General features: G+C 48.8%; 16 protein-coding genes. 2 read left to right on the top strand and 14 right to left on the bottom strand.

Annotation, left to right across the window (positions count from 1 at the left end):
* Positions 1–15: 15 nt before the first annotated feature.
* The 4 genes from EDM60_RS03540 to EDM60_RS03525 all read right to left on the bottom strand — a co-directional run bounded on the left by EDM60_RS03540 (position 16) and on the right by EDM60_RS03525 (position 4,596).
* A complete protein-coding gene (locus EDM60_RS03540) occupies positions 16–696 on the bottom strand; it encodes a hypothetical protein (RefSeq protein WP_122962708.1) in 681 nt (226 codons plus the stop codon).
* A 269-nt stretch (positions 697–965) separates the two neighbouring features.
* Positions 966–3,080, bottom strand: a complete 2,115-nt coding sequence (locus EDM60_RS03535; RefSeq protein WP_371736969.1) for an EAL domain-containing protein — start codon at positions 3,078–3,080, stop codon at positions 966–968.
* Between the two features lie 319 nt (positions 3,081–3,399).
* Positions 3,400–3,693, bottom strand: a complete 294-nt coding sequence (locus tag EDM60_RS03530; RefSeq protein ID WP_122962706.1) for a spore germination protein — start codon at positions 3,691–3,693, stop codon at positions 3,400–3,402.
* Positions 3,694–3,852: 159 nt separating this feature from the next.
* On the bottom strand, positions 3,853–4,596 hold the full coding sequence (locus EDM60_RS03525) for an SDR family NAD(P)-dependent oxidoreductase (RefSeq protein WP_122962705.1): 744 nt from the start codon (positions 4,594–4,596) through the stop codon (positions 3,853–3,855).
* Between the two features lie 227 nt (positions 4,597–4,823).
* On the opposite strand from EDM60_RS03525, the gene EDM60_RS03520 reads away from it, so the two are divergent.
* Entirely contained in the window at positions 4,824–5,750 is a 927-nt protein-coding gene (locus EDM60_RS03520) for a LysR family transcriptional regulator (RefSeq protein ID WP_122962704.1), read from the top strand.
* An 87-nt stretch (positions 5,751–5,837) separates the two neighbouring features.
* Here EDM60_RS03520 and EDM60_RS03515 read toward each other — a convergent pair whose 3' ends face one another.
* The 3 genes from EDM60_RS03515 to EDM60_RS03505 form a co-directional block, all read right to left on the bottom strand.
* Positions 5,838–8,195: a glycoside hydrolase gene (locus EDM60_RS03515; protein ID WP_122962703.1), complete on the bottom strand. Its 2,358-nt coding sequence runs from the start codon at positions 8,193–8,195 to the stop codon at positions 5,838–5,840.
* Positions 8,196–8,318: 123 nt separating this feature from the next.
* Positions 8,319–9,074 carry a VanZ family protein gene (locus tag EDM60_RS03510; protein ID WP_122962702.1) on the bottom strand — a complete coding sequence of 252 codons (756 nt, stop codon included), beginning with the start codon at positions 9,072–9,074 and terminating at the stop codon, positions 8,319–8,321.
* A 4-nt stretch (positions 9,075–9,078) separates the two neighbouring features.
* Positions 9,079–9,405, bottom strand: a complete 327-nt coding sequence (locus tag EDM60_RS03505) for a PadR family transcriptional regulator (protein ID WP_122962701.1) — start codon at positions 9,403–9,405, stop codon at positions 9,079–9,081.
* A gap of 491 nt (positions 9,406–9,896) precedes the next feature.
* Between EDM60_RS03505 and EDM60_RS03500 the strand changes: the two genes are divergently transcribed.
* The gene (locus EDM60_RS03500) at positions 9,897–10,163 is read left to right on the top strand and encodes a KTSC domain-containing protein (RefSeq protein ID WP_063229664.1); all 267 of its coding nucleotides are present in this window, start codon (positions 9,897–9,899) and stop codon (positions 10,161–10,163) included.
* Positions 10,164–10,394: 231 nt separating this feature from the next.
* Here the strand turns inward: EDM60_RS03500 and EDM60_RS03495 are convergent, their stop codons facing one another.
* The 7 genes from EDM60_RS03495 to EDM60_RS03465 form a co-directional block, all read right to left on the bottom strand.
* A complete protein-coding gene (locus tag EDM60_RS03495) occupies positions 10,395–11,153 on the bottom strand; it encodes a hypothetical protein (RefSeq protein WP_122962700.1) in 759 nt (252 codons plus the stop codon).
* Between the two features lie 117 nt (positions 11,154–11,270).
* Entirely contained in the window at positions 11,271–11,876 is a 606-nt protein-coding gene (locus EDM60_RS03490; protein WP_122962699.1) for a hypothetical protein, read from the bottom strand.
* A gap of 19 nt (positions 11,877–11,895) precedes the next feature.
* Positions 11,896–12,501: a hypothetical protein gene (locus EDM60_RS03485; protein ID WP_122962698.1), complete on the bottom strand. Its 606-nt coding sequence runs from the start codon at positions 12,499–12,501 to the stop codon at positions 11,896–11,898.
* A gap of 243 nt (positions 12,502–12,744) precedes the next feature.
* The gene (locus EDM60_RS03480) at positions 12,745–13,491 is read right to left on the bottom strand and encodes an amino acid ABC transporter ATP-binding protein (RefSeq protein WP_122962697.1); all 747 of its coding nucleotides are present in this window, start codon (positions 13,489–13,491) and stop codon (positions 12,745–12,747) included.
* 14 nt (positions 13,492–13,505) lie between these two features.
* On the bottom strand, positions 13,506–14,165 hold the full coding sequence (locus EDM60_RS03475) for an amino acid ABC transporter permease (protein WP_122962696.1): 660 nt from the start codon (positions 14,163–14,165) through the stop codon (positions 13,506–13,508).
* A 99-nt stretch (positions 14,166–14,264) separates the two neighbouring features.
* Positions 14,265–15,041, bottom strand: coding sequence for an amino acid ABC transporter substrate-binding protein (locus EDM60_RS03470; RefSeq protein ID WP_122962695.1), 777 nt, complete (start codon positions 15,039–15,041; stop codon positions 14,265–14,267).
* Positions 15,042–15,254: 213 nt separating this feature from the next.
* A complete protein-coding gene (locus tag EDM60_RS03465; protein ID WP_122962694.1) occupies positions 15,255–15,962 on the bottom strand; it encodes a DNA alkylation repair protein in 708 nt (235 codons plus the stop codon).
* Positions 15,963–15,985: the final 23 nt, after the last annotated feature.

Genomic DNA, 15,985 nt, shown 5'->3' with positions numbered 1-15,985 from the left:
CCGTTTACTAAAAACTTAATCATGTTCAATATCGTCAATCAAATACTTGGTTCCGTCTTTTACCAGTTTAAATTGTACATTGACATCATACTTTTGCTTAGCACCTGGGTTGAAATAATCATACTCAATTCCGGTAAATGTAACGTTTATGTCCTGATCGTTTTTCTGAATGTCCACTTTTAAATTTTCGTCAATCGCTTCCAGGCCTTTTTCAAATCGCTCTCTTTCAAAGGTCTCATACGAACCATCAGTAGCCGCTCTAAAGAAGGAGTCAAATATTTTTTCAGATGCTTCTGGTGTAAAATATTTATTTAGTCTTGAAGAAATAACATCTTTTACAGCGCCTTCTGCTTTCGGCTTTCCATTTGCTAGACGAGTCAAATCGTCTGTCCAGACTTGCAGTTTCCTAAACCAGTCCCAAATATAAACTGGTTCTTTTGAGGCTAATACACTGTCATCCAACTCAGAAGGAGCGTAGTCTTCCAGGAGAGAAACAAGCAACTCAGCGTTTGCTTGTGTCAATATATCTTTCGTGCTTTCTTGTGTAGTCGTGTTGACATTGGCACTAGCAGTAAACTCCTTTTTTTCCACGCCTTGATTATCGGCAATTGTGTTATTAGAAGCACAACCTGTTACACCCAAAACAAGGCAAGCAATAACAAGCAAGCTTTTGGAAGCGATATTTACTCTGTTCATTCAATCTCTCCTATTTCTTAAAGTAAAAGTCTTTAGAAAAAACTTACCTAACCCGAGAATCACTCTTCCTGTTTTACAAGTAAAATATTACCATTTCCGAGACTCAATATGAACATTCTTACTTTACTTATCACCATTACTCTCTTGCATAAAGCACCCCCGAAGCAGGTTGAACAGCCGTTTGGCAAAAAAGAAAAAAGAGAAGCCCGATTCGTTAAATCGTCGGACTTCCCTTGCTTTTGCTTCATCTCGTATTCTTCAAACTACCATCACGACACTTGATCTTTGCGCAAATAACGCTCGAAATCATCGGTTGCCAACGGTCGGCTGAACAAGTAGCCTTGGCCGTGATCACAGCCGTTTTGCTGCAGGGCGGCCGCCTGGTCGTTCAGTTCGATGCCTTCGGCAATTACGTTCATGTTCAAGCTTTGCGCTATGGTCACGATGGCTTTTACGATCGCTTGGCTTTCCTGGTTATGGTGAATATCGCGGATGAACGAGGCATCAATTTTGATCGTGTCCACCGGCAAGCTTTTAATATAGCTAAACGAGCTGTAGCCTGTCCCGAAGTCATCGATGGAAATGTGGATGCCGATATCGCGAATTTGCTGCAAAACGGCCGTAGCTTCCTCCATCTTCACAAAGATGCTTTCTGTAATTTCCAGCTCCAGCCACTCCGCAGCCAGCTCTGTCTCCGCTAAAATCTGCTTGATCATCTCGACAAGGTCTTTTTGATAAATTTGCCTCGCCGACAAATTCACCGACACTTTCAGCAAGTAGCCTTGATCGTGCCAAATTTTGTTTTGGCGACATGCTTGCCGCAAAATCCATTCTCCGAGAGCAATAATCATCCCCGTCTCTTCGGCAATCGGGATAAACCGATTCGGCGGTATGACCCCAAGCTCCGGGTGAACCCAGCGCACGAGCGCTTCCATCCCCGTCAGCGTATCTGTCGCGATGTCTATTTTCGGTTGGTAGTAAATTTGGAACTGCTCTTGCTCGATCGCTTTGCGCAGCTCGTTTTCCATCAGGATGCGCTCCAGCGACTTGGCTTCCATCGTCGGATCGAAAAAGTCGTATCCGTTTTTCCCGCGCGATTTGACGGTGTACAGTGCGGTGTCCGCCCGTTTGAGCAAATCGTCGGCGTTATCTCCATCCTGCGGGTACAGCGCAATGCCGATGCTGCACGACACGTTGAACGAGTGGTCTTGAAGGATAAACGGTCGTTGCAAAGCTTCCATGATCTGATTGGCCAGCGCGGCCGCTTCTTCGCGATCCGCCAATTGGCTGAGCAATACGGTAAATTCATCTCCGCCCAGCCTCGCGACCACATCGGTGGGCCGCAGACACGCCTTCAGGCGATTGGCTGCTTCCACCAGCAACAAATCCCCTACATCGTGACCGAATGAATCGTTGACGTCCTTGAAGCGGTCCAGATCGAGGAACAAGACGGCCAGATTGGACTGAAAACGTTTGGCTTGCATAATTTCCCTGCTCAGGTGCTGGGTGTACATGCGCCTGTTCGGGAGATCGGTCAAGGCATCGTGATAGGCCAGATGATGAATCAGTTCCTCCGACTGTTTGCGGTCTGTAATATCTCGAGTGACAAACAGCAGCTTGCTCACATTGCCCAGCTCGTCCACAATCGGATTGATCTTGCTTTCGGTCCAGATCGTTTCTTTTCTGCTCGTCTGAATGCGGCATTCCACCGTGTACTCTTTTCGCGTGGAATACGTATGTTGAATCGCAAAAGCCATAATATCCCGGTCATCCTCGACAATCCACTCGAACAGATTGTGAAAACGCTCGTCCGGAACATCGTGGTCAAAAACGGCCTTGTGAGCCGGAGACAAGTACAAAAAATCTCCTTCGGCATTGACGATACTGATGATGTCGGATGTATTTTCAGCGATGAGTCGGTACAATTCCTCGCTTTTTCTGACTTCCTCTTCCATATGTTTGCGCGCCGTGATGTCGTTGCGAATGGAAACGTATTGATAGATTTTCCCCTTTGTATCCACAAAAGGCACAATGGTAGTATCAACCCAATACAGACTGCCGTCTTTCGCCCGATTGCATATTTCTCCCCGCCACACTTGCCCCGAGCCAATGCACTTCCACATTTGCTTGAAAAATGACTTGGGATGGTGCCCGGAGTTGAGCAGGCGATGATCTTGCCCGATCAGCTCACTGCGACTGTATTTGGATATCCGGCAAAATTGCTCGTTTGCCCGGAGAATAATCCCGCGATGGTCTGTGATCGCCAGGATCGTCGACTGATCTAGTGCATACTTTACGTCAGCAAGCTCTCGCAAGACCACTTTCAATTCCCCGTCCTTTTCCTGTAGCAATTCTTCCCATTCTTGTGGGGTCAAGGCTTCCATCAATTTGCTTCTCATCCTATCACCTGCTTGCGCTCATGCACCGTGCACGACGCCGATAATTTTACCAAATTTTGTTTGCCGTCAAAGCAAAAACAAAAGGAGTAACTTTCGCACTGACAAATTCCTAGATTCTCAAAAAAAATGACCCTCTTTCAAAGGATCTGAATATGTTGGCGACAAGTTTGCTTCATTTTACCATGTATTGCTTAAAGATCAACATCCACGCATGCGTCAGAAGCGACAGTTTTGCAAACTTCCGTCACCAGACTGACGTTTTGCAGCTTGTCCGGTTTAAAGCCGCAGGCAACCTGCAAAAACGTTAGCTCCGTTTCCGCCGTTTCGCCCGCCTGGCCCGTCTTGTCGGTCTAACCCGTCCCGCCTGTCTCGCCCGTCTATTCCGTCTCTTGAGCCGCAAACTCCCCCGACTCTCCCCCACGCCCCATGTATTCGTCTCGCTCTGCTTGTTGATGACATTCACAACATTCCCGCTGTTTCCGCCGCCTGAACCGGAAAAGGATTTGCTGACGCTTTTAGGAGAGTTGTTCGCCGTATCGCCAAAATTGACAGTACCCGAATTGTTGGTAATCTGTACATTTCCCACATATGTCGGCACTCCTCTCCCTCCTGCCCTTGTGCTTTTGGACTACTTATACAGTATGTTCGGCAAAACTCGCCTGATTGGACGATGGTTGATAGGTTCCACAAAAAAAGTCTCCCGCATGACAACTGCCACACGGAAGACTCGAATTTTCCCCTTTTATTCGCTCTGCTTTTATTGCGCGGTGTATCCGCCGTCTACCAAAAGGCTTGTCCCTGTCACAAAAGATGCATCGTCACTGGCGAGGAACAAGACTGCCTTCGCGACTTCCTCCGGCTTGCCGAGCCGTCCCATCGGATGCAAGGAAACGAGATGCTCGTTCATTGCTTCATTGCGTCCGGCAATGAGCGGCGTATCGATATAGCCTGGGCACACGGCATTCACGCGGATGCCTTGTTTCGCATACGTAATGCCCAACGTCTGGCTGAGCAGCTTCACGCCGCCTTTTGCCGAAGAGTAGGCAGTAACTCCCGCTTTTCCGGCATGGCTGTGAATCGAGCCGCAGTTGACAATCGCTCCGCCCGTTCCTTGCGCCAGCATTTGCTCGATGACGTATTTATCGCACAGAAACACACCCGTCAGATTGATGTCGATCGTTCTTTGCCAATCGTCGGTGCTGAGCAGATGCGCAGGAGCGTCCTTGGCGATCCCGGCGTTGGCGAACAAAATGTCTACCTGGCCGAACCGCTCCACGGTAGCGTCCACCATGTGCTTCACTTCCGCTTCTTTCGTCACATCTGTCTTCACAAACAACGCTTCGAAGCCAGCTTCATTCAACTCTTTCGCCAGCTCGTCGCCACGCGGGGAAAAGTCGGCAATGACGACCTTTGCCCCTTCCTGCGCGAACAGACGCACCGTCGTTTCCCCGATCCCGCTTGCTCCGCCTGTCACGATTGCCACTTTATTTGCCAGTTTCATGATTGTTTCCCTCCGTTTTCAAATGGATGCTAACGCACAGGAGATGAACGCGCTGTTCCTTCGCCATCGCTGACGAATCCCGCCCCGGTTACGTGGGCAGACTCGTCAGAAGCGAGGAAAAGCACCATATTGGCTTGCCTTGCTTCTATTATAGACCTGCTTTATATTCAATCATATGCAAACATACTTAGTGCAGATTAAGTATAGCTAAAGGATGGAGGAATCCCATGCATCTGGAACAGCTTGAATACATCGTGGAAATCGCCAAGGCAGGCTCTTTGACCAAAGCAGCGCAAAACAAGCATGTCACGCTGTCCGCCATCAGCCAATCCCTCTCCAGTCTGGAAGCGGAGCTGGGCATCGCCCTGTTCACTCGTTCCCGTCTCGGAGCTGTTCCTACATCCGAAGGTCGAGTCATTATCAAAAAAGCTTTCGAGGTGCTGAGCAAGATCGAGGAAATTCAGGAGGAAGCGCAAAGCAGTGCCAATACGCTCAGCGGCGAACTGAGATTGGCGACCATTCCCGGCCCGATGGACTTGTTGGTGAACGCCGTGTCCAGCTTTAAAAAGGACTACCCGCAAATCCGCATCGAGATCGCCGAAAAAGGTTCGCAGGAAATTTTGGAGGACATCGGGCAGGACAAGCTCGATATCGGCCTGATTATTATGTACGAAGGTTTGCTGAAAAAAAGCGCCGGGCAAAGGCTGAGCTTCGAGCCTGTGCTGGAAGGCAAAATGGTCGTGGGCATCAGCAAAAGCTCGCCGCTCGCCTTCCAGGAGTCTGTCAGCCCCGAAGAGCTGCGGCGGCATGCTTTCGTGCTCTACAACGACGACTACGTCAAATGGTTTGTCGCAGACTTTGCCGCCAAATACGGCCCTGTCGATATTTTGTTCACGACAAACAACACGGATGCCATCCGCAATGCCGTGCGGGAAAATCTCGCCGTCACGATCGGACTGGACTATTCCTTCATGCACGACCCGCATTTGCAAACGCTGGACATGCGCACTCTCGATCTCGACATTCCCGAGCAGCAACCCGTTCACCTAAGCTGGGTCCGATCCTCGGAATGGCATTTTTCCCGCCTGGCAAAAGGCTTCACGGACCGTCTTCTGGCGGATTTGAAAAAGAAAAAATTCGGGCCGCTGTCCTGAAGACAGACGACAACCTGTGCCGTCCAGCGCCAAAAAGGCCGCCGTACACGGACGGACAGCCTTTTCGCCTGCTTTCATCTCGTCTTCCTATTCCACTCCCGCCTGAAAAGTCCGGGTAATGGAACCATCGATGATCAGCGCAGATTTCGCCTTGACCAGCTTGTTCTCATACGTAAAATCCTTGCTGGAATAGTTGACGATGACTTGCAAGTCTTGTCCGTAGACGGCCTTTTGCACCAACCTGTCCTTGGTCAATACGGCAAAATCAGTCATCGGGCGTTGCACGGCTTTTTGATGGAACGGCGTCCAGACTTGCAAATGCCGCATGATCGTCTCTTTGTTGGACTCCCAGACGCGGTTGTCCAGATGGTAGAGCGGCGGCACGTTGTACAAAAGCTCGCCAAGCATGCGTGTGCCGACCTCGCCTTTGATTTTCAAGCTGCCCCATTCCCAATGATGGCTGGTAATGACCGACTCGTTGTACACGAGTTTGAACAAAGGCAGCGAGTACGCAGGATCAAGGTAGACATGCCGGTATTCGTCCTTGAGCGGAACCTGTTTGGCATAGCGCTCGGGAATTTCGCCCGCTGGCGACCAGTAGCCGCCTACATAGTACGGACTGGTCTTGTTTTGGCGCATATCCGTGTCTGACCAGCGAATGACCGGAGTCTCAATCCCGTGGGCGTAAGTGATGCTGCCGCTGGCAAAGTCATTGCCCGTCTCCGATCCGATCACCATGTCCCATTCGTCGCGGATGTAGTTCATCCGCGCAAGCTTCGCCTGCATATCCTGCTTTTGCGTAGTCGCATGCTCGGCAGAATAATCGTCGTGGAACTCCCCGGCGGCGTCCACGTCGATAAACCACGAGTTAAACCGCACGCCAGTCCCCATGATCTCACTCATTCTCTGCTTCACGCTGGGCAACGACAAAGTCGGATTCAACAATCTGCCCCGCTGCAAAAACCCGCCTTTTTTCTCCCCGTTTTTCTTCGCAATCGTCGCCTTCTCATACAAGCTTTTGTCCGCGAAAACCGCTGTGTTCCAATCCGGATTCTCTTCTTTATGAATCGAATGGTAGGAATCGTAGGTCGCGATCAAATAGCCGGCATCGTTCGCTTGCCCGATGAACGCAGGCTTCATGTAGGCAGCCGTCCAGTCTGGCAGACCGATCCAGGCGCGCGCAATGCCTGCCTGTTGCATTTTTTGCAGCAGCTTGAGGGAATCGGTATCCCCCCATTGCTCCACAGCGGGAACGGCATCCTGCAAGACGCTTTTCAGCAATCGCTTGTTCAGTTCGTACAACTCGACTTCATCGAGTTGCTCCACGCCTTTTGCGATCAGCGCTTTTGCCTTGCTGTCCGCGACACCTGCAAACAGCTGCGGATTGTAAAAGTCGCGGGAGCGCAGCGCGTAGTTGAAGCCGTTCAAAATCGCCTTCCTTTGATAGGCAGCGACGTAATCTTGCTTCATGATCTCTTTCAGTTGCGCAATGCTCTCCTGCCCGTCCTCCTTGTTGGCGGCCAGAAGCTTGACGAGCCAGTTCGTGAAGTCTTTGCCCAGCTTTTTAGCGAGCATCGCCCACTTGACGTCGTCCTCCGCCAAAAACGTTTTGTTCCATATGTAGAAATGCGGTGCTCCGTACAGCTTTTCCACGTTCGGATTGGCGGCCGCCTTTTGTGCGAGAGTCGTGAACTCGCCCTGATTTTGGATGATTTGCTTGTACAGTCCGGCAATCTGCACCGGGTCATTGTCGGTCACGTACAGGCGGAAGCTGTACGACTTGTCAGGATTTATCGAAGGAAACTCATGCGTGAACTGCATCGAGATAGCCGGGTCGGCGGCAAAATCGAGCGTGTTGTTGAACATGTTGTCCACCATGTAAAAGATGGCGAACTTTTCCTGGTTCAAGGCGAAAAAGCGCATGGAAAACGACTCGCTAAACGACAGGCTCTCCTCCCGCAAAAACGACTGCCAGGCTTTGTCTGCCGCCGGAATCCATTTGCCTTCCCCGAGCGGCAGCATATAGCTCTGAGCCTTTACTTGCGGCCAGGAAAAGCTCTCCGCTCCCGTCGAAGTCAAGGAAATTTGCAGATGGTCTGCCTCTTTCGCGATCTTGACTTGCAGCTTGTCGTCCGGGTAGTTCCAGCTCACTTCCTGTTCACTCTTGTGCAAATTCTCGACCCGGCGCGCTGGCAAAGGCTCTGACGCCCGCTCCCGACTACCGCCGCTTTCGACAAAAAGCTCAAACGTCTCCGGCTTCACCTCAAAAGAAAACGGCAGCGCTTGCTCCGGCTGTTTGGCAAGCTGTTTTTGTCCTCCGGGTTGCCCCGCTGTTGCAGCGCCTGTCTGCTCGGACGTTTGCTGAACTTGCGCGGTACTCTCACACCCGCTTGCCATTTGCAGCAGCAAGGCGAGAACGATTAGTCGCGGAATATGTCTTTTCATGGTTCCCTCCATTATCGAATGACTACATACATCGTATTACGATGTTTATGACCGCAGGAAGCGTGGAGAAAAAGAACGACCTTTCCTCCTGCTATTTCCTGCGCTGACGCACCTGCTTTTTCATCAGGAAAATGTGGAAAACGGCTTGTCCGTCCCTGCTTTGCCCCGTTGTTTGTACACAAAAGCCGCGCCTGCGCGAAACAATCCGTAGCCGCACAGCCCGCCAAGCACATTCAGCAGCAGATCGTCCACATCAAAGCTGCCCAAAGCAAACAAAGACTGCAAAAACTCGACGCCCAAGCTGGCAAACAAAGCGGTAAAAAACACGCGATGAATGCTTTGGAACGATAAAAACAACAGCGGCAACAGCAATCCGAGCGGCACAAACAGCGCGATGTTCCCCAGCAGATTGTAAGCGATCGTATACACGCTGTAATGTTCAAAGTGGAGCACATAATCAAAAAGCGTCCGCATTGGCAGCGTGTTCTGAAAAATATGCGTATATTCAGCCGCACCGTATTGCAGCATCCGCGCTTTCCAGTCCAGTGTAAACGCCCTGCGGTGCCATCTGTCCGGGGAGAGCAGCAGCAAATAGCAGCTCACCGCCACATACAGTCCAAACAAGCCAAGAACCCACTTCCTCACGTACTTGTCGATGAGCGGCATAGACATCGCAAGCTGCCTTTTCAGGATGTCCACAGGCCCGAAGCGCTGGATCGTCAAGGAAGCAGCGTCCCGCTCCGTATGTCCCGCCTCTTCGATCAGCTCCTGCTGCATGCTCGTCAGATGGTCCAACAGCTCGTCTTTCATATCTTGCTTTTCTTTGCGCGAGCACGGCAAATCCCGAACGACCTGGTCGACGTATTCTTCCAGTTTCACGTTTTTACTCACTTCCCTCGTTGCAGAGTGCAACCAGTCTCGTCAGACTCTGCCAATCTTTCATTTTGGCAGCAAGCAGCTTCTGCCCTTCCCGGGTGATCCGGTAATACTTGCGGCGGCCGCCTTCCTTGGATTCTCCCCAGTACGACTCCACCGCTTTTTGCGTCTCCAGCCGCTTCAAGGCCGGATAAAGCGTCCCTTCGCCAATCTCGTACATCTCGTCACTTTTCTCCCGGATTTTTTTGGCCAACTCGTAGCCATACTGATCCTTCTGGGCAATCAGCGAGAGCAGCAACAGATCGATGCTCCCTTTTAACAACTCCTTGTTCACAGTAACAACTCCTTCGCGAGCATGAATAGAGAGTAGCACAATATACATCGCAATACAAGGTACTTAAAAAAGGCAAATCCAAACAAAATATTTTTGATTCTATGTAATTATTGACAAAAATAAAATAGGTAATATAGACTATTTTCGACAACACTTTTCATAGGTCGACAGATTTATTCAGAAAATTCCTCCTTGCTCTACAACCAGATGATAGGTCCAAAGAACAGGGCGGAGGGAAGATGTCCTGAGCACTGCTTGCAGATCAACGTTCATTTTGTGACTTCATTCTCTCAAACTGGAGGAATTAACATGCTTGCTACCCTTCCAAACATCGCTCTTAACACGGTTCTCTTGGCTCATTTTATTATCGGTGTGCTATTTCTATATGCCGAATACAAGTTTTTGAGTAAAATAAAAGCCTCTAAGGAATAGAAGCCATAGATGCAATATGAGAAGCAAGAGAAGCAAAAGCAAAAGGAGTTTGCACCGCAGTGAAATCATTTTTTCGCCAAATGTTTTCCCGACAAACAAAGACCGAAGAAGAGCCCAAGTACAAGCAGCTGGATTCTGACTTGATCAAAGCAGCCCGCTACGATCTGGAAGCCAATCACCTCTACATCCAGTTTCACGATGGCCGCGAATTTGTCTACTGCAAGGTCTCCCCGTATGCCTATAATGCCTTCCTGAATGCTGATTCGTTCACTGATCATTTTCATGCCTTCATCAGTCATCGTTATTTGCACTACCAGGTTATGTAGAAGCGCGATAACTGGACTGTAAAAAGCCCTCCGGATACATTCCAGAGGGCTTTGCGCGCGTCATCTATAGACTATTTTGTACAGCGGTTTGCATAGCCTACAGATTCATTTGCAAAATTTCTCTGTGCTCTACAACCAGATGATAGTTCCGAAAGAACAACGCAGAGAGAGGATGTCCAGAGTGCTGCTTGCAACTCACCGTTCTTTAACGGAGCGCAATATCTGGACTGTTCATTTATGACTTTGTGCTTTTTTCGCTAATTGATCGACATAATCCACAATGATTTTTTTAATCTTGTCATTTCCGTAACCACGTGTAAACGCATTTTCTTTAGGCCAGTACAAAATGCGAAAACTGGAGCCATCATGGAGATAGATGATTACCGTGTATTCTTGGGGCTTGGGTGGCAGACGCTTGTAAATTTTTTTGAATGGGACATGATCCAGTGATAAAAATTCGGCGGCAAATTGGGAAGTATCCTCATCTGATAAATCAACTGAATACACCTTATCGTTTTTGTCAATGTATTCCAAGGTGACTTTCTTCACTTTCCCTGAGATATCGAAAAGATCCCCTATTTTTTTCGCATCTGGATTTTCTTTTGCCTCATAGAGTTCATTCCCCACAAACAGCCGGAACTTTTCTGAGTATCCTTTGACTTGATAAATCGGTGTTCCAATTTCGGCCCAGGTTGCGTCCCCATTTTTTATGCGATAGCCCAAGCAAACATTTCCGTTTACCTTGAAAGAAACTTCGCCTACTTTCTTGCCGCGTTCCAAACCTTTTGTATCAGATTCGTAATTGCGGAGATACTTTAGGTCGTTCCACATTAAAAGGGCATCATATTCATCGACTATGATCTTGCATTTTTGCGTAGTCGGCTGATCGCTATTGATCATGGGTTTTTGCGTGGACATGAGATTACTGGGAAGATGTGTCGTGTCATTCAACAAAAGCATTATCGTCAGGGGGATTAACGCAAGATTCATTGCACGCCCTCCATTACCTTGATCTAAATTCCAAGACGCATCCATTACCAATTTGTTACGTATTTCCGCGATGTATTAAAAATCCGAATGGATGTTCTCCAATCGGATCTAATGTTATTACTCAACTAACTTGTATTTTTTGACTACCTGTTCTTTTAACTGGTTATAATGTTCAATCTGATCTCCAAAATAATCAACTTCGCTCAAATCATTATATTCAAAGTTTTTTCGTATGTTTTTTCCATTCTCATGGATTCTGTTATTATATTTACCTTGATACAAACCAGCAATTGCATAGCCTTTTTTATTTTTTACCGGTTTTAAAAACAAGGTGTATGTTTCGTTTTCGACCATAAGACTATACCCATTAATAGTAAAATAGGCGCCGTTTTCATCCACGATAGCAGGTTCGTATACGATAATATTGTCGTTTTTCTGGAGATCTCCTTCGAATACCTTTTTAATTTCTACAACGGAATCTGAACGGAATACTTTGCCTTCGACTAAGTTAGAAGGTATCGTTTCTCGCTCTCCAGTAAACGTGGCGTGGACGATTATCGGTGCATCTTCTTCCAGCTCACTCAAATTACTGAACGGCATAACTTGCCCATGATAAGAAATGATTTTTTCGCTTTTTCTCGCATCGACAGTCAAATAATTCGATGTCCATAGTACTAACCCAGCGGCTAGAGCAACCGATCCCGTCATTATCCATTTTTTCATGATATTCGATTTACACCCCTTAATATTTCCATTGTAGATTGCTGACATCCAAATCTGTGGGGCTAGTAAGAGTCCCTTTTCCGCCTACCATTATTGAGTCTGTATTAGCAGGCTGATGCTCCAATGCATATACGTGCCCAAATTCATGTATTACTGTCTTTTTTCGATTGGTAGGGCTAAAATCTTGGTCTTTCATATTATCATAAGATAAAAGCACCACCGATGCGTCCCACCGACTGTTATAGCTTGTGTCTTTGCAAGCACCGTTACTATTGTAGTTGCAAGGTAACATAATCCCAGGCAAATCTCCTAGATGAGGATTGTCATCTGAATTAAAAATCATCAAGTCTGGACGGTCACTGATCCAGGACACCTTTTCAAAGCCGAAATTAACATCGTCTATAGAGGAATATTCGGAAATCGCCCAATCGATCTCCTCTGAAAACAAACTTTTAGCGCTAGGGGCTACCATATATCTTAAATTCTGAGTAACTGACAAATTCTTAAATCCCCCGCCAGAGTAGAATGCTTTTGCTCCAGTGAGCGGACCCGATGCAGAGACAACAGAACACAACGATATAGATAATGCAATCATCAACGCAGTTATATTTTTCCTTTTATTCATAATACACCCTCCTTTACAAGGATAATTAAATCATATAAGGAAAATTTTGCATATAAAATATCTGCTACAAAAAAGGGTTACATCTAAGCGAAATGTAGTGCTGATTCGTTCACTGATCATTTTCATGCCTTCATCAGTCATCGTTATTTGCACTACCAGGTTATGTAGAAGCGCGATAACTGGACTGTAAAAAGCCCTCCGGACATTCCAGAGGGCTTTATGCGTCATCATCTTCATAGGCTATTATTTTAGCGCACGCTGCAAAAAGGCGCGTGTGCGCTCGTATTGCGCATTCGTGAACAGCTCTTCCGGCGTTCCCGACTCTACGACTTCCCCGTTGTCCATAAACATGATCCGATTCGCCACTTCTCTGGCAAACCCCATCTCGTGCGTGACGACCATCATCGTCATATGCTCGGAAGCGAGCTGCTTGATGACTTGAAGTACCTCGCCAGTCAGCTCGGGATCGAGCGCTGACGTCGGTTCGTCGAACAGCAAAATATCCGGATTCATCATCAGCGCCCTGGCGATGGCGACACGCTGCTTTTGTCCGCCTGACAGCTTGGCGGGGTACACCTTCGCCTTGTCCGCCAGTCCAACCTTCTCCAGCAGCTCCGCGCTGCGTGCGCGAATGGCGCTGTCTGCCTCTCGCTTGACCACCTTCGGGGCGATCTCCAAGTTTTCTTGCACAGTCAGATGCGGAAACAGATTGAAATGCTGGAAGACCATCCCCATTTTCGCCGTGATGCGCTTGATTTGCTGCTGGGGGCTATAGACGCCGTCCTGCACCAAAAAGTCGTCCGTCACACGGATGCTCCCGCCGTTCACTTGCTCCAGATAGACCAGACTGCGCAGCATCGTGCTTTTTCCAGAACCGGACGGGCCGATCACGGCGACAACATCATTCTTGTTGATCTCAAACGAGACATCCTTCAAGACGGCCAGCTCGCCAAACGATTTTTTCAGATTGGTTACTTGAATGATTGCCATTTCACGCCAGTCCTTTATTCGAATTTGAATCTTCTCTCCAGCCATTTAAAAAACAGCGTCAACAGGAGCGTCATCAACAAATAGATGATGCCTGCGATGAAAAAGGGAACGATCGTAAAATCCCTGTTTACGGCGGTTTGGGCAAAATGCAGCAGCTCAGGTACAGCGACAGCGTAGAGCAGAGCCGTATCTTTTACCAGCGTAATCGACTCGTTGGAGACAGCCGGAAGCGCCACGCGAAACATTTGCGGCAAAATGATCTTGACTGTCGTCTGCCATTTGCTGAAGCCGAGAACTTGCGCCGCTTCATACTGTCCGCGATCGATGGACAACAGCCCACCGCGGAAAATTTCCGCAAAGTAAGCCGCGTAATTCAGGACAAAACCCAAGCAGGCAGCGACAAAGCGATCCATTACCAAATATTCGCCAATCCCGGGCAAAAGCGGCAGCCCAAAGCAGATGAACAACAACTGCAACAGCAAAGGCGTCCCGCGCATGACGTAAATGTACGTGTGTGCCAGCCAAGCCAGCGGTCTGACGTTGCTTTTGGCCAACAACGTCAGGAGAAAACCGAGCGGAATAGACAGCACAATCGCGATCAAAAACAGCAGGATCGTCATTTGCGCCCCTTCCAGCATCGGCTTTGTAATCGAAACGATATATTCTAGACTCATAGTGCATGCTCCTATTTTGAAAAAGGTAGGCGTTTGCTCTTGTTCATCGCGACAAAAGCGTGGCTTCGCCCATCTGCCTGGCGAAGCCACGTTTCTTTCCTATTTCAAGACGCGATTCTCACCAAACCATTTTTCCGAGATTTTCGCGGCAGATCCATCCTGATTCATGGCGTCAAGCGCCTTTTGCAGCTCGTTCAGCAGTGCTTCGTTGCCTTTTTTGACTCCGACGCCGTACTCTTCGGGAGACAGCGATTCCTCCAGGAACTTGAAGGTTCCTTGATCCTTGGTCATGTAATAGTCCGCTACCACCTGGTCAATCACGACGGCATCGATGCGGCCGATTTTCAAGTCACTGAGAGCCAGCACGTTGTCAGGAAACTCGGTGATCGTTTTGATTTGATCTTTCCATTCGCTTGCATTCAGCGCGTCAGCTGCCGACGACATCTTTTGCAGCCCTACCACTTTGCCGTTCAGATCCGCCAGCTTTTTCATGTCCGAGTTCGCCAGCGTTACGACGACTTGTGCGTTCTGCAAATACGGCTTGGTGAACAGCACTTTTTCTTTTCGCTCATCCGTAATGGTATATCCGTTCCAGATCAAATCGATGCGGCCGCTGTTCAATTCGGATTCTTTGGAACCCCAGTCGATTGGCTGAAACTCCACCTGCTTGCCCATTTTTTCGCCAGCAGCCCGGGCGTAATCGATATCGAAACCGACCAGCTCATTTTTTTCATCGCGAAAACCCATTGGCGCGAACTTGTCGTCAATCCCGATGATCAGCTTGTTCGCGTCAGCGCCTGTTTTTTGACTGCCGCAGCCGACTACCAATGAAAATACGGCTCCTACCAGCAAGGATAGCAAAGCAAATTTTTTCATGATGATTCCCCCTAGTCCGACTATCTCTATATTTTACTCTGATAAAGTGGTAATACGTTAACAAGGTATCATGATAGCACATCATCAGAAAAGAGTCGATACTTTAGCAAAGAAAAGCGAATATGAAAAAGATTCCAAATAAATAACGCCGGGATTTCTCCCAGCGTGCGCTTGTTTGTATGCGGATTCTCCCGCTCAATCACGGGATGCGAATTAGCAGATGCACGTCTTGCGCTTCTTGCCGATGGCTCCGCGCGCTACGATTTTTTCGATATACGCAGTCGCAAGCGGCACCTTGCACGCCGTATTGCCGACGTCGACGTGTACTTTCCCGATAGCCTCGGCAACTTCCACCGCTTCGGCATGCAGAGCAGGAACATAGGCGCCTGCCGCGATGACAAAATGATTCATCGTGTACCGCACCCGGTTTCGCTCCTCGTGCACGGTCTGTTGGACTCGCGCAAGCAATGCCCTGATCTCCGGCAAGTCCAACTGCTCGTCAGGAGCGATTGACAAGTAGTTCGCGTACGTGCTCCAGCCGCATGCGGCGATCATTTCTTCTTCCGCTTCTATCCACTCGCGGGCCAATTCCAGTGCGAAAGGGCTTTCTGCCGCCACTCCCGCTACCGTATACTCCGCGAGCATATACCAGTACGCCTGTCTGACCCAGCCTTGCAGTTGCTCCTTCGTCACCGTTTTTGGATTGATGGCCAGCCCTGCCAAATACATCGCATCATGATTGCCCGTCTCGTACAGAGCCTGCACCAGCTTTTGATCGCGCTTGACCTCTTTCACCAGCTTTTTCATATCGCCAATGCGTACGCCGAAGAACGGCTCTCTGGCGCCATGGCGCAAAAAGGTCTTTTTTGTCTGCTCGCTCCCCAGCGCTTCAAGCTTTTGCAAGACTTCTTCCACAGTCATGTCTTTCGCCCTCCCTTTTTCTC

This window comes from Brevibacillus parabrevis (assembly GCF_003710905.1).
Lineage (GTDB): Bacteria > Bacillota > Bacilli > Brevibacillales > Brevibacillaceae > Brevibacillus > Brevibacillus parabrevis.
Note: the sequence above shows the minus strand (reverse complement) of the source record. Positions and strands in the feature narration are given on the sequence as shown.